Raw genomic sequence first — 14,298 nt, forward strand, 5'->3', positions numbered from 1 at the left:
GGAATGGCCCCGCGGCCCGATCCGCCGGGGCAGCCGCCGAAAATAGCGTGGGAGCATGACAACTTTCGCGCCCTTTCCCCGTCCTTCCGGTCCGTCCCCCGCTGCCGCGGCACCAGCCGTCGAGGCCTTCGAGCTCAGCAAGCATTACGGCAAGGCCGATGCCCAGGTCAAAGCGCTCGACGGCGTTAGCGTCGCCTTCGAAGCAGGACGCTTCACGGCCATCATGGGCCCGTCCGGATCCGGCAAGTCCACCCTGATGCACTGCCTCGCCGGCCTCGATACCCCTGACGCGGGCAGGATCGTGCTCGGCGGCACCGAGATTTCCGCGCTCAACGACCGGCAGCTCACGGCCCTGCGCCGGGAGCGCATCGGCTTTGTGTTCCAGGCGTTCAACCTGGTCCCCACGCTCAATGCCGAACAGAACATCACCCTCCCGTTGGCCCTCGCCGGCAGCAGCGCCGACCCTGCCTGGTTCGACTACCTGGTGGGCACCCTGGGCCTGAAGGACCGCCTCACCCACCGCCCGCATGAGCTCTCCGGCGGCCAGCAGCAGCGCGTCGCCGTGGCCAGGGCCCTGCTGACCCGGCCGGACGTGGTGTTCGGCGACGAACCCACCGGCAACCTGGACTCCAAGGCCGGTGGCGAGGTCCTGGCGATGTTGCGCCGCAGCAGCCAGGAACTGGGCCAGACCATCATCATGGTCACCCACGATCCCGTCGCGGCAAGCTACGCGGACCGCGTGGTGCTGATGAGCGACGGCCACCTGGTGGGCGAGCTGGAGAACCCCACCGCTGATTCCGTGCTCACCGCTCTCGGCAAGCTGGGGGCCTGAGCATGCTGCGCGTTTCCCTGTCCCAGCTCTCCACGCAGTTCAGGCGCTTCATCGCGATCGGCCTGGCCGTGATGCTGGCCGTCGCCTTCCTCTCCAGCACGCTCATGGTGGGTGCCAGCACCCAGGCCTCGCTTGGTGCCAGCGTGGGTGAGGCGTATCGCAAGGCCCAGCTGGTGGTGACCCCTGCCGAAGGCGGGGAGCTTTCCCTGAAGGCCGTGGAGGCGGCATCCTCCGCGCCCGCCGTGCGGGACAGCTACGCCGAGCGGTATGCCGCCGTGACCATCGACGACGGCGGCAGCGAACAGATCGCGCGGGTACGGAACCTCGCCCCCGCAGGGATGGAGCCCTCGGCCTTGTTGTCCGGCCGCTACCCCGCAGCAACAGACGAAGCCGCCATCGATGCCAAGACCGCAGAGCGGCTCCGGCTGAGCCCCGGAAGCGAACTGGCTGTGGGCACCACCGGTTCGGAGGCTGGCGCTTCGCCGGCGGCGGGCGGCAAGCCGGGCGTCCGCACTTTCCGGATCACCGGCCTGCTGCGGCCAAGCAACGATCCCTTCGCAGCCCCCTTCCCCCAGCTGCTCGCGGCCGCCGGCACCGTGGCCTCCCTCGCCCAGGACAGCGAAGGCTTCACCGGCCTGCAGGTGCAGCTCAAGGACGGCCAGGACCAGGCCGCGGCGATCGACTACCTCCGGCAGCGGCTGCAGGCCGCCGGTGCCGGGGACGCCCTGGTGCAGACCTCCGAGGAGAAGGTGACGGCCGCCGTCGCGCAGATGAGCGGCGGGCAGGACCAGCTCACCATCATCCTGCTGGCGTTCGCGGGGGTGGCGATCGTGGTCTCCACGCTCGTGGTGGCGAATACCTTCTCCGTGCTGGTCGCCCAGCGCACCCGGGAACTGGCGCTGCTGCGCTGCCTCGGCGCAGGCAAGGCGCAGATCCGCGGATCGGTGCTCTTCGAGGCCGCGGTGCTTGGATTCGTATCCTCCGTCCTGGGAGTGCTGGCCGGAGTGGGCCTGATGTCAGCCCTCATCGCCTGGGCCCGGACCACCCCGGAACAAGCGTTCGCCACCCTGGCCGTGCCGCCGTCGGCAATCATCGCCGGGCTGCTGGCCGGAACACTGCTCACCGTCGTCGCCGCGCTGCTGCCCGCCAAAGCCGCGACGGCGGTCGCTCCCTTGGCGGCACTGCGCCCCGCGGACGACGCCAGCCTGCGCAACAAGCGTGGCCGCGTGCGGCTCTGGTTTGGCCTCGTCATCGTGGTAGTCAGCGTTCCATTGCTGGTCCTCGGCGCCATGTTCAACCTGCTGATAGTGGCCATGCCGGCCGGCGCCCTGTCCTTTGTGGGAGTGCTGCTGTGCGCCAGCCTGTTCGTCCCGCCGGTGGTTGCCGGCGCGGGGAAACTGGCCGCACCGGCCGGTGTGCCCGGCAGGCTGGCCGCCGTCAACGCGGTGCGCAATCCGGCCCGGACCTCGGCCACGGCATCGGCTCTGCTGATCGGCGTCACCCTGGTGACCATGATGATGACCGGGGCCGCCACCTCGCGGCAAGCTTTCGACTCCATGCTCGCAGAGAACTACCCCGTGGACCTTGCGGTCCGCATCGATGGCACACCCGCAGACAACGCGCCTGCGCTCCAGAAGGTCGAAGGACTCGACGGCGTGCAGGCCGCCGTGCTGCTCCACGCAGCCGGCACGATCGCAGCGCCGGGCACGGCAGCTGACGGGCTCCCGGTGTTCGCCATCAACGCCGCCGATGCCGCAGCCGTGCTGCGCGATCCTGCGCTGCGCCCGCAAGAAGGCACCGTGTACCTGCCCGAGCGGCTGGACCTGGACAAGGTCACCGTCACCGGCCCGGGCGGCACGGGCAGCTTCGACGGCAGGACGCTCCGGACGGGAAACATCGACCCGCTGATCGACAGCTCCTCCGCGGCGCCCCTGCTCGGAAGCAGCAGCAACACCGCCGGTGACTCCCTGCCCGGCACCGTATGGCTCAAGCTCGACGACCAGCTCTCCGCCGACCGGATCCAGGCGGTCCAGCGCGAAGCGGCGGCCGCCTTCGGCGTCCCCGTGGACAACGTCACCGGGGCGACGGTCGAACGCGTGACGTTCAACAGCATCATCGACGTCCTCCTGCTGGTGGTCACCGCGCTGCTGGGCATCGCCGTCGTGATCGCCCTGATCGGCGTGGCGAACACGCTGTCGCTCTCGGTGCTGGAACGGACCCGGGAGAACTCGCTGCTGCGGGCGCTCGGCCTCACCCGGGGCCAGCTGCGCGGGATGCTGGCCATCGAGGCCGTGCTGGTGGCCGGGGTCGCCGCAGTGCTGGGCTCGGCACTGGGCATCGCCTACGGCTGGCTGGGCGCCAAGGCCGCATTGGGCCCGGTGGCAGAGGTGGTCCCTGTAGTGCCGTGGCTGCAGTTGCTGGGTGTCTTCGCCGTGGCAGTACTTGCCGGGTTGCTGGCCTCGGTGCTCCCGGCCCGCCGTGCCGCACGGCTGTCACCGGTCCAGGGCCTGGCCACCACCTGAGCATTATGGACGAAAGAAACCCCTCCTTCACCGGCTTGGCCGGGAAGGAGGGGTCGTTCGCGTCTGCGGGTAGCTTAGGCGTCCGCGGGTTCTTCGTAACGCGGGAACACGGGCGCCGGGGCCGGCAGTTCCGTGCCCGCGACGATCGGCGTTCCGATAGCCGCGAACTGCCGGCCCGCGCCCTCGGGCTGGCCGAGTACTCCAAGCAGCTTCGCGGACGACGTCGGCATGACCGGCTGGGCGAGGATCGCCACGATCCGGACCACCTCGAGGGTGACGTAAAGGACCGTGTTCATGCGTTCGACGTCGGTCTTGCGCAGCACCCACGGGGCCTGCTCGGCGAAGTAGGCGTTGGTGTCGCCCAGCACACCCCAGATCGCTTCGAGGGCGCGGGAGAATTCCTGCTTGTCGAAGGCAGCGCGGGCGGTGTCCAGGAGTCCGTTGGCCTTCGCCAGCAGGGCGGAGTCCTCGGCCGTGAACTCGCCGGGAACCGGGACCTTGCCCTCGCAGTTCTTCGCCACCATCGACAGCGACCGCTGGGCGAGGTTGCCGAAGTTGTTGGCGAGGTCCGCGTTCATGCGGCCCACGATCGCCTCGTGGTTGTAGCTGCCGTCAGCGCCGAAGGGGACCTCACGCAGGAAGAAGAAGCGCATCTGGTCCACGCCGTACTGGCTGACAAAGTCCGCCGGAGCCACCACGTTGCCCAAGGACTTGGACATCTTCACGCCGTTGTTCTGGAGGAAACCGTGGATCATCACGCGCTTGGGCAGCTCCAGCCCGGCGCTCATCAGGAAGGCCGGCCAGTAGATGGCGTGGAAGCGGGAGATGTCCTTTCCGATGACGTGGACGTCGGCCGGCCAGAACTTCCGGAAGGACTCGGAATCCACGTCCGGGTAACCTGCACCCGTGAGGTAGTTGGTGAGGGCATCCACCCAGACGTACATGACGTGCTTGGGATCGCCCGGCACCGGGACGCCCCAGTCGAAGGTGGTGCGGCTGATGGACAGGTCCTCGAGGCCGCGCTTGACGAAGCTGATGACCTCGTTGAAGCGGTAGCCGGGGGCGCCGAACTCGGGCTGGGCTTCGTAGAGGGCCAGCAGCTTGTCCTGGTAGGCCGAGAGCCGGAAGAAGTAGCTCTCCTCAGCGGTCCACGTGACCTCGGTGTCCGTCTCCTTGGAGTAGCGCACGCCGTCGTCCTTGACGACGGTCTCGTCCTCGCCGTAGTACGCCTCGTCGCGGACGGAGTACCAGCCTTCGTACTTGGACAGGTAGATGTCGCCGTTGGCCTCCATCTTCTTCCAGATCGCCTGGCTCGCCGTGTAGTGGTCGGCGTCCGTGGTGCGGATGAAGCGGTCGTAGGAGCTGCCCACGAGGTCGTGGACCTCACGGAAGGCCGCCGAGTTGCGGTCCACGAGTTCCTTGGCGGTGATGCCTTCCTTGTCCGCGGTCTGCTGGACCTTGAGGCCGTGCTCGTCCGTTCCGGACATGTAGAACACCTCGTGGCCGTCCAGGCGCTTGAAGCGCGCCATCGCATCCGCGGCCACGAACTCGTAGGCATGCCCGATGTGCGGGGCGCCGTTGGGGTAGCTGATGGCCGTGGTGATGTAGAACGGGGGCTTGGCTTCGGGGCTCACTCTAGAAAGGTACCTTTTTTCGGTGACTGCTGGGGTTCGGTGACGGCTGCCTGGCGGAGGGCGCCGGTGTTAAGCGCCAGCCAGGTTCAATCAGTTCAGCTCGGTCAGGGTGTCGCTCAGGCGCACGAGCTCGTGGTCATGCGAGGCAACCAGCACGGCGATGCCGTCGGTGCTGGTGTCCTTGAGGATGCCGATGATCTTGTTGGCGGAGGCCCGGTCCAGGCTGGCGGTGGGTTCGTCCACCACCAGGACGCGCGTGCCCAGGATCAGGGCGCGGGCGATCGCCACACGCTGCCGTTCACCGCCGGAGAGCTGCGCCGGACGGTGCCGCATGCGCCGGCCCAGGCCCACCAGGTCCAGCAGGTCCTTGGCCATCTCCGTGCGCTGTTCGACCTCGCCGTCGGGCACTGCAGGGAGCAGCACGTTTTCCAGGGCGCTCATGCCGTCGATCAGGGCACCGCCCTGATCGACGTAGCCGATCAGGGCTCGGCGGCGGTCCGCGATCTCGTCGTCGCCCATGGTTTCCAGGGACTGGCCCTCCCATAGCACGCGGCCCGCCGTCGGCAGGGTGAGGCCCGCGCCGACGGTGAGGATGCTGGTCTTTCCGGAACCGCTTCGGCCGGCAATGCAGTGCATCTCGCCCGCGTGCAGGGTCAGGTCGAAGTCTTCGATGACGGTGACCGGCTCAGCTCCGCCCTTGTCGCCGCCATAGCGGATGGTGATCCGGCTCAGTTCCAAGGGAGTGGCGTGGTCCGACGCCTTGACGATGGTGTTGGCGCGGGTCTGCAGCGACCCCCCGGCTGATACCTGCACGGCCTCGGGCGCCGCGGGCGGGTCGTTGTGGAGATTCTCAGTCATTTGACCACTTTCGTTGCGATGGGAATCCAGCAGATGACGGCCAGCAATCCGGCCAGGGCCGCCCACAGGGCGGCGTAGGGGGCAAGGATGAGGCCCAGGGCGAGGGCGCCCAGGACGCCGAGAATCACGGCCACGGTGCCCACTAGGGCGTTCTCGAAGAAGCGCACGTGGCCCAGCATGTCCGGGTTCCAGCCCATGGCTTCGAGCGTGGACAGGTACTGGCGCTTGGCCTGCAGTTCGAAGCGGGCGGTCACCAGCGTCAGCAGCAGGCCCACCAGCACGCCCGTGATCGCAAGGATCACACTGGGCAGTGCCACGCTCGCCGCGGCCAAGCCGCTGAGCGCGCTGGCGCCGGCGGCCCGCGGAATGTCGATCAGCAGCGCGATCAAGGCGCCGACGGCCGCACCGAAGACTCCCACGGCCACAGCGAGGGCAGCGGAGTTGAAGCGGTTGGTGACCACCTGCCGGTAGGCGAAGGTCAGGGCCGAGTCGACCGGCAGCAAGCGTTCGTCGTGCTGCGGTTCCTGGTCCACCTCGTGGCGGTGCCGCAGCATCAGGGCCGAGATATAGGCCGCGGCGCAGTAAATGACCAGCACGGACACGGAGACGATCACTGTGGCGAGGTTCCAGCTCAGCAGGCTCAGCAGCAGTCCGGCCGCGGCCAGGATGCCTGCGCCGATACCGAATTCCTCAAGCACCCAGCGGCGGATCCGGCTCTGGGTCCAGCCCATGGCGCGCAGGATGCCGGCCTCATTGCGGCGCTGGCGGACATAGCTGACCGTCGAGGCCGCGGTCAGCAACGTAGCGCCGCAGAGCGTCAGGAACAGCAGGGTGATGTTGGTGCCGGTCAGGGAACCGGAGACGGCGTCGGCGGCGTCCTGGCGGACCCAGGACTGGGCGACCGTGCCCAGCGCGGATTCCTTGCCGGCGTCGTCCTTGGAGTATCCCGGCACGAAGATGCTCACGTCTTCGCGGGCAGAGCCTGCCACGACCGTGGCTTCCAGGCCCATGGCGCGGATCTCGGCGGCGAGCTTTTCGACCTCGGGCTGGGCCTGCTTCCAGTTGCCGGAGGCCCCGGCCCGGACGCGGACGGCGTCGATCACGTTGGCGTTGCTGTCGTAGCCGCGGGCGGCGGCCAGGCCGTAGTAGTCGGTGATGGCGCCGGCGGACTGGCTGACGAGGCCGGTGGCGCTCAGGGACGGCTTCAGGCCCTTGTCGGTGTCCTTGCCGTCGGCGTCCTTTTCGAGCGTCATCGGCGCGGGATCGTAGCCGCCGAGGGGCAGTTTGTTGATGTCGCCCGCTGCGGCCTGGACCTCGGCTGGATCGAAGGTGCCGTAGACCATCGGAAGCGGGGTGGCCGGGGTGTTCCCGGTGGCGAGGCTCTCACGGTACGAGCGCTCGTCGGCCGGCTGGCGCTGGGTCTGGTCCACGGGTTCGCCGCGCAGCGACTTCTCCGGGAGGCGGTTCACGGTAACCCACTCCCCCGGCGTCGCGGACTTGTTGAGCGAGCCGTTGGCGGCGGTTTCGCCGTCCTTGTACTTGGGCGCGGCGGCGAAGTCGGTGCTCCACTGTGCGGGCTGGTACAGGCCCTGGCTGAAGTTTCCGGTGTTGCCCAGCAGCTGGCTGTGGTCCGTCGAACCAGGCCATTCCAGGGTAAACGGCGAGCGGGAAACGAACGGCAGGTAATCCTTGTCGAGGGACCGCGAAACGGTGCCGATGTCCTTGACTACCTTGCCGGCGTCGTCGATTTCCTCGATCTTGACCGAGTACTTCAGGTCGAGGGAGGTGCCCTTGCGGACGATCAGCGGAATCGCCTGGGAGTCGTCAGTGAGCTGGCCGGCGAGCTTGGCCTGCTGGTACTGGGTCATCAGCGGCGCCCAGTACTTGAGTTTGACGCCCAGGAAGTCCGGGCCCTCCTCAAGCTCCTGCTGGCTGGGGCTGGTGGTGAACAGTTCTTCGAAGTAGCGGCCGATCGCACCGGCGTTTCGGGCATCAGCCGGCGGGGCCTTTTCGAGCGGCGCCAGGAAATCGCCCGCGGAGCCGAGCAGCGCGCGTTCGGCTGCGGGGTCGACGGCGACGACGGACTCGGTCACTTCAGGCGCCATGGGCAGGGAAACCGAGAGGTTGAAGAGGTTGTGGTCCGAGCCACCGGCCGGTGACGGGAACTTGATGCCGGTCTCGCCGTCGGGGCCGGTGATGCGGATGCTCTTGCCGCCCGCGGTGGTCTGCTCGACGACCTTCGCCTTGCCCAGAGTGCCTTCGGCGCTGGTCTTGAAGAGGGTCTGCTCAGAGACGCCGTCAGAGCTCACGGCGGTGGCGGTGAGACGGTACTTCGTGGCTTTCTCCGGCAGCACGGACTCCGGTGCGGGCCACTTCTTCGCATCCGTGCCCGTGGGGTCGCCGGCGGTGGCGCCCCCGGCCAGGCCGGAGTTGTAGCCGAGGTAGTCCATGGCGTTCAGCCGCGGAGCTTCCAGGTTCTGGATGACCCGGGAGACCAGGCTGATCGGGGCAGCCACAGCCGTGCCTGAAAGGGCACGGATCTTCTCCAGCTGGTCAAAACTGATTCCGCCTTGTCCGGTGGCGATTTCCGGTTGGATCATCGCCTTTCCGTCCTTGGCGCCCTTGGCCTGGACGAGGATGTCGTACAGGCCGCGGGAATTTTCATCCACGGTGCGATTCAGAGCTGCCTGGGATTGGCTCTGAATGAAGACGGACATGCACATGGCAACGATCAAGATGGCCGAAGTCAACAGCAGCACTCGGCTTCTGATGAACCTCTGGACGGCGTTCATTCGGCTCTCCCTGAGACCTGGATTGCGGGCGCACACACGCAGGAGCAGTGTGCCGCAGGCAGCGTTGTCCTGCGTTTGCTGTACAAAAAGTAGTGGCCGGCCTGCCGCCGGATCCGAAAGTCGGACCAAGCCATTGTATGCAGACCGGCCACGGCTACACGCCGAAGCCCGTGGCCCCGGCGCGTAGCCCGATGTTCGTCTTAGTCTTCCAAGTCCACTTCGCGGACCATGTCGGCACCGATGCCGGCCTTGATTGCATCAAGGACCTGTTGCGGGACCGAGCTGTCGATGGTCAGCAGGGCGAGCACCTGGCCGCCTTCGGACTGGCGGGCAACCTGCATGCCGCCGATGTTGATGTTGTTCATGCCCAGGATGTGGCCGATGGTGCCGATGACGCCCGGGCGGTCCTGGTAGCCAACCACCACGAGGTGCTCGGTGATCGGGATTTCGACGTCGTAGCCGTTCACGCCGACGAGCTTCTCGACCTGCTTGGGGCCGGTCAGGGTACCGGCCACGGAGATCTGGGAACCGTCGCTCAGGGCGCCGCGCAGGGTCAGGACGTTGCGGTAGTCCTCGGCATCCGGCGTCGTGATCAGGCGGGTGTTGATGCCGCGCTGCTCGGCGATCACCGGGGCGTTGACGTAAGAGACCTGCTCGGTGACGACGTCGGCGAAGACGCCCTTCAAGGCGGCCAGCTCGAGCACCTTGACGTCCAGGCTGGAGATTTCGCCAGCGACCTCGACGTCGATCTGGGTCAGGGAGTCGTGGGTCAGCGCGGTGAAGATCCGGCCCAGCTTTTCGATCAGCGGGATGCCGGGGCGCACGTCGGGGGCGATGACGCCGCCGGCCACGTTCACGGCGTCGGGCACCAGCTCCCCGGCGAGGGCGAGGCGGACCGACTTGGCGACGGATACGCCGGCCTTTTCCTGGGCTTCATCGGTGGAGGCGCCCAGGTGCGGGGTGACCACGACGTTGTCCAGTTCGAAGAACGGCAGGTCGGTGCTGGGTTCCTTGTTGAAGACGTCGACGCCGGCGCCGGCGATCTGGCCTTCCTTCAGGGCGATGTAGAGGGCTTCCTCGTCCACCAATCCGCCACGGGCGACGTTGACGACGTACGCGGTTTCCTTCATCTTGCGGAAGGCGTCGGCGCCAAGCATGCCCACGGTCTCCGGGGTCTTGGGCATGTGGATGGTGATGAAGTCGGCGTTCTCCAGCAGTTCGTCGAGGGTGACGAGCTTGACGCCGAGCTGGGCGGCGCGGGCGGAGGTGATGTAGGGGTCGTACGCCAGGATCTCGGTGTCGAAGCCCTGCAGGCGGGCCGCGACGAGGGCGCCGATGCGGCCGAGGCCGATGATGCCGATCTTCTTCTCGAAGAGCTCGATGCCGGTGTACTTGGAACGCTTCCATTCGCCGCCCTTGAGCGCGGCACTGGCCTGCGGGATGTGGCGCGCCAGGCTGAGGATGTGACCCACGGTGAGCTCCGCGGCGGAGACGATGTTCGACGTCGGGGCGTTGACCACCATGACGCCGGCCTGGGTGGCCGACTTGATGTCGACGTTGTCGAGGCCGACGCCTGCGCGGGCGATCACCTTGAGGTTCTTGGCGGCGGCAACCGCTTCCGCGTCCACCTGGGTTGCCGAGCGGACCAGGATGGCGTCGACGTCGGCGATGGCCGGCAGCAGCGCGGACCTGTCAGAACCGTCCACCTGGCGGATTTCGAAGTCGGGGCCGAGCGCCTCGATCGTTGCGGGCGAAAGTTCCTCGGCGATGAGGACGACGGGTTTCGTGTCTGACACGGGGTGGCACCTTACTTTGGACAGGACTGTGGACAAGGAGCGGATGCGTTGCCCGGAACTGAGAACCGGGTCCCGCCCAGAATATCGCCCCCCGACGGCGTTTCCGGCGCCCGGGGTCGATGTTACGTACGCCCTGGGCTTCTTGTGAACAAACTCACGTTCCGGATACGGCGCCGTCGAATACAAAAGCGTCCGCCCGGCCTGATGGCCGGACGGACGCTCAAATGAGGCGATGCCCTAGGGGCAGCGGCCTCAGCGGGCTGCGGAGCCTTCGACGTAGTCGGCGTCCTGCTGCTGCCAGGAGAACAGGGAGCGCAGTTCGCGGCCGACACCCTCGATCGGGTGCTGCTCAGCCTTGGCACGCAGCGCCTTGAACTCGACGGCGCCATTGTCCTGGTCGTCGATGAAGCGCTTGGCGAAGGCACCGGACTGGATGTCAGCCAGGACGGCCTTCATGTTTTCCTTCACCTCGGGGGTGATCACGCGCGGGCCGGAGACGTAGTCGCCGTACTCGGCGGTGTCGGAAACGCTCCAGCGCTGCTTGGCGATGCCACCTTCCCACATGAGGTCAACGATGAGCTTGAGCTCGTGCAGCACCTCGAAGTAGGCGATCTGCGGCTGGTAGCCGGCCTCGGTCAGGGTCTCGAAGCCGTACTGGATCAGCTGGGACACGCCACCGCAGAGGACGGACTGCTCGCCGAAGAGGTCGGTTTCGGTTTCCTCGGTGAAGGTGGTCTTGATGACACCGGCGCGGGTGCCGCCGATGGCCTTGGCGTAGGACTTGGCGAGCTCCCAAGCGGAACCGGAAGCGTCCTGCTCGACGGCGATGATGTCCGGGATGCCACGGCCGGCTTCGAATTCGCGGCGCACGGTGTGGCCCGGGGCCTTCGGGGCAACCAGGATGACGTCGACGCCTTCCGGAGCCTCGATGTAGCCGAAGCGGATGTTGAAGCCGTGGGCGAAGGCCAGGGCCTTGCCTGCAGTCAGCTTGTCCTTGATGGAGTCGTTGTAGATCGAGCGCTGGTGCTGGTCCGGTGCCAGGATCATGATGACGTCGGCCCATTCGGCGGCGTCGGCAACGTTCTTGACGGTGAAGCCTGCATCCTCGGCCTTGGCGACGGACTTGGAGCCCTCCTTGAGGGCGATGACGACCTCGACGCCGGAGTCGCGCAGGTTCAGTGCGTGGGCGTGGCCCTGGGAACCGTAGCCGACAATGGCAACCTTGCGGCCCTGGATGATCGACAGGTCTGCGTCGTCGTCGTAGAACATTTCAGTCACTTGCGTAACTCCTCTTGAGTGGTTTCTTGGAGATGTAATTCTGTGGTGCTGCGGGAGAGCAGCGTGCCCTGCCAGGCGGCGCCTGGGCTGCTTCTTACGCGGAGCGTAATGCCCTGTCACTCATGGAGCGGGATCCCCGTCCAACGGCCAACGTGCCGGACTGCACAATTTCACGGATGCCGAACGGCTCCAGCACTGAAAGCAGTGCCGTGAGCTTCTCGGGGTGACCGGTTGCCTCGATGACCAACGAGTCGGTGGACACGTCGACCACTGAGGCACGGAACAGGTCTGCAGCCTGGGTGACCTGCAGACGTGTTGCGGCATCCGCACGTACCTTGACCAGGATGTGGTCGCGCTGTACGGAAGATTCGGAAGTCAGCTCGACAATCTTGATCACGTTGACCAGTTTGTTCAGCTGCTTGGTGACCTGCTCGATGAGCTCGCCATCGGCGTCGACGACGACGGTCATCCGGGAGATGCCGGGGACTTCGGTGGGTCCTACGGCAAGGGAGTTGATGTTGAAAGCGCGCCGGGCGAAGAGGCTGGCCACGCGGGTCAGCACGCCGGGCTTGTCTTCGACCAGAACGGACAGTGTGTGGCGGCTCATGCTTAGTCCTCCTCTTCCCATTCCGGGGTCATGTTGCGGGCTACCTGGATCTGGTCGTTCGAAACGCCGGCGGGCACCATCGGCCACACCATGGAGTTCGGGCTGACCACGAAGTCGATCACCACGGGGCGGTCGTTGATCTCCAGGGCCTTCTGGATGGTGGCGTCGATGTCCTCGTCCCGCTCGCAGCGCAGTGCGGCGCAGCCGTAGGCATCGGCGAGCTTGACGAAGTCCGGGATACGGACGGTGTCGTGGCCTGTGTTGAGGTCGGTGTTCGAGTAGCGGCCGTCGTAGAAGAGGGTCTGCCACTGGCGCACCATGCCCAGCGAGGAGTTGTTGATGATCGCCACCTTGATCGGGATCTTGTTGATCGCGCAGGTGGCCAGCTCCTGGTTGGTCATCTGGAAGCAGCCGTCGCCGTCGATCGCCCAGACCACGCGGTCCGGCTCGCCGACCTTGGCGCCCATGGCTGCCGGCACGGCGTAGCCCATGGTTCCGGCGCCGCCGGAGTTCAGCCAGGCGTGCGGGCGCTCGTACTTGATGAACTGGGCGGCCCACATCTGGTGCTGGCCGACGCCCGCAACGTAGATGCCTTCGGGGCCGGTCAGCGCACCGATGCGCTCGATGACTCGCTGCGGCGCGCTGAGTCCGTCTTCCGGCTCCGTCCAGCCCAGCGGGTAGGTGTCGCGCAGGTTGCCCAGGAAGGACCACCAGGAAGCGAGGTCCGGAGTGCCGGACTGCGCGAACTGGTTGCGGACGGCCTCGCTCAGTTCCGGAATGATCTCCTTGACCGAGCCGACGATCGGAACGTCTGCCAGGCGGTTCTTGGAGATTTCAGCGGGGTCGATGTCGGCGTGGATGACCTTCGCGTTCGGGGCGAAGGTGCTCAGCACACCCGTCACGCGGTCGTCGAAACGTGCGCCCAGGGTCACCAGGAGGTCAGCCTGCTGCAGCGCGGTGACGGCCGAAACCGAACCGTGCATGCCCGGCATGCCCACGTGCTGCGGGTGGGAGTCGGGGAAAGCGCCCTTGGCCATCAGGGTGGTGACCACCGGTGCGCCGGTCAGTTCGGCCAGCTCCAGCAGTTCGGCCGAGGCGTGGCCCTTGACCACACCGCCGCCCACGTAGAGCACCGGCTTCTTGGACTCGGCGATGAGGCGGGCCGCTTCACGGACCTGCTTGTTGTGGCCGCGGACCACCGGACGGTAGCCCGGCAGGTCCACCTTCGGCGGCCAGGAGAAGGTCATGTTGCCGACCTGGGCGTTCTTGGCGATGTCCACCAGGACCGGCCCGGGACGGCCGGTGGATGCGAGGTGGAAGGCTTCGGCCATCACGTGCGGGATGTCTTCGGGGTCGGTCACCAGGAAGGAGTGCTTGGTGATCGGCATGGTGATGCCCACGATGTCCGCCTCCTGGAAGGCGTCGGTGCCAATGACGGCAGCCGAGACCTGGCCGGTGATGGCGACGAGGGGCACGGAGTCCATGTGGGCATCCATGATGGCGGTAACGAGGTTGGTGGCACCGGGGCCCGAGGTGGCGATGCAGACGCCAACCCGTCCGGTGACCATGGCATAGCCTTGGGCTGCGTGGCCGGCTCCCTGTTCGTGACGGACCAGGATGTGATTCATCTTGGAGGCCATCAAGGGGTCGTAGGTGGGGAGGATCGCGCCACCGGGCAAACCAAAAATATCGTCGACGCCGAGTTCTTCGAGCGAGCGGACAATAGCTTCCGAGCCGGTCATCACCGTTGGGGGTACAACGTTGTTCGGCCCGAGGACAGGAGAGAGAGTTGCAGCATTGTCGACGACGGCGTCAGTGGCACGGTCGACTTTTTCCGGAGCCTTGGGGGCTCCAGCGGACTTTGCAGCCATCAGCGAGGGGCTGATCGGCGATCCTTTGCTCATCGGACTCTTCCTTTGGGGATCTTCAGTTAGTGAAAGGTACTGCTGGGATACTGCTGCGATCGCGGTCGTGCTCTG

The 14,298-nt window shown here is 66.9% G+C and carries 9 protein-coding genes; 2 read left to right on the top strand and 7 right to left on the bottom strand.

The window, feature by feature from the left end; genetic code table 11:
- Nucleotides 1-55 precede the first annotated feature (55 nt).
- Complete coding sequence (locus tag ACN9M4_RS12405) at nucleotides 56-832, top strand: ABC transporter ATP-binding protein (protein ID WP_426298294.1); 777 nt, start codon at nucleotides 56-58, stop codon at nucleotides 830-832.
- Nucleotides 833-834: 2 nt separating this feature from the next.
- Nucleotides 835-3,354 carry an ABC transporter permease gene (locus tag ACN9M4_RS12410; protein WP_426298296.1) on the top strand — a complete coding sequence of 840 codons (2,520 nt, stop codon included), beginning with the start codon at nucleotides 835-837 and terminating at the stop codon, nucleotides 3,352-3,354.
- 74 nt (nucleotides 3,355-3,428) lie between these two features.
- Here ACN9M4_RS12410 and metG read toward each other — a convergent pair whose 3' ends face one another.
- The 7 genes from metG to ACN9M4_RS12445 form a co-directional block, all read right to left on the bottom strand.
- Nucleotides 3,429-4,988 carry a methionine--tRNA ligase gene (gene metG / locus ACN9M4_RS12415; RefSeq protein WP_426298298.1) on the bottom strand — a complete coding sequence of 520 codons (1,560 nt, stop codon included), beginning with the start codon at nucleotides 4,986-4,988 and terminating at the stop codon, nucleotides 3,429-3,431.
- A 90-nt stretch (nucleotides 4,989-5,078) separates the two neighbouring features.
- Nucleotides 5,079-5,846: an ABC transporter ATP-binding protein gene (locus ACN9M4_RS12420; protein WP_426298300.1), complete on the bottom strand. Its 768-nt coding sequence runs from the start codon at nucleotides 5,844-5,846 to the stop codon at nucleotides 5,079-5,081.
- On the bottom strand, nucleotides 5,843-8,638 hold the full coding sequence (locus ACN9M4_RS12425) for an ABC transporter permease (protein WP_426298302.1): 2,796 nt from the start codon (nucleotides 8,636-8,638) through the stop codon (nucleotides 5,843-5,845). Before ACN9M4_RS12425 ends, ACN9M4_RS12420 begins: the two co-directional genes overlap by 4 nt.
- Nucleotides 8,639-8,838: 200 nt before the next feature.
- Nucleotides 8,839-10,434 (bottom strand): phosphoglycerate dehydrogenase, encoded by a 1,596-nt coding sequence (gene serA / locus ACN9M4_RS12430; protein ID WP_426298304.1) that lies wholly within the window; start codon nucleotides 10,432-10,434, stop codon nucleotides 8,839-8,841.
- A gap of 252 nt (nucleotides 10,435-10,686) precedes the next feature.
- Nucleotides 10,687-11,712, bottom strand: coding sequence for a ketol-acid reductoisomerase (ilvC, locus tag ACN9M4_RS12435; protein WP_426298307.1), 1,026 nt, complete (start codon nucleotides 11,710-11,712; stop codon nucleotides 10,687-10,689).
- A gap of 94 nt (nucleotides 11,713-11,806) precedes the next feature.
- Nucleotides 11,807-12,319: an acetolactate synthase small subunit gene (ilvN, locus tag ACN9M4_RS12440; protein ID WP_426298309.1), complete on the bottom strand. Its 513-nt coding sequence runs from the start codon at nucleotides 12,317-12,319 to the stop codon at nucleotides 11,807-11,809.
- A 2-nt stretch (nucleotides 12,320-12,321) separates the two neighbouring features.
- The gene (locus ACN9M4_RS12445; protein WP_426298311.1) at nucleotides 12,322-14,223 is read right to left on the bottom strand and encodes an acetolactate synthase large subunit; all 1,902 of its coding nucleotides are present in this window, start codon (nucleotides 14,221-14,223) and stop codon (nucleotides 12,322-12,324) included.
- Between the last annotated feature and the right edge of the window lie 75 nt (nucleotides 14,224-14,298).

The sequence above is a fragment of the Arthrobacter sp. R-11 genome (assembly GCF_049913155.1).
Classification (GTDB): Bacteria; Actinomycetota; Actinomycetes; order Actinomycetales; family Micrococcaceae; genus Arthrobacter.